The 345-nt window shown below is 66.4% G+C and carries 1 protein-coding gene; it reads right to left on the bottom strand.

The annotated features are described in order from the left end of the window. Positions 1 to 345: M4 family metallopeptidase (locus GJQ66_RS12225; protein WP_196215886.1), on the bottom strand; the 345-nt coding region annotated here is incomplete at both ends.

The raw sequence follows: 345 nt of genomic DNA, 5'->3' as shown, positions 1-345 counted from the left end.
CCAGGCGGCCGCGACCGTCTTGTACTCGGTGCTGTTGGCGCCGTACAGGTCGGCGGCGGCCTTCAGCGTGCCGGTGCGGGCGCCCGCGTACTTCGTGGTGGAGGTGAAGTACGTGGTCAGCGCGCGGTACCAGATCTTCTCGGCCTTGGCGCGGCCGATGCCGGTGACCTTCGAGTTGTCGTAGGTCGGGCTGTTGTAGTTCACGCCGTTGATGGTCTTCGAGCCGCTGCCCTCGGACACCAGGTAGAACCAGTGGTTGGCCGGGCCCGAGGAGTAGTGCACGTCCACGTTGCCCAGCGACGAGGACCAGTAGTCCTTGGACGCGCCGTCCTTGGAGGGCTTGTC

It is taken from the genome of Microbacterium sp. ZXX196, assembly GCF_009709595.1.
Taxonomy (GTDB): domain Bacteria; phylum Actinomycetota; class Actinomycetes; order Actinomycetales; family Microbacteriaceae; genus Microbacterium; species Microbacterium excoecariae.
This window is presented reverse-complemented; position numbering and strand designations above follow the sequence as displayed.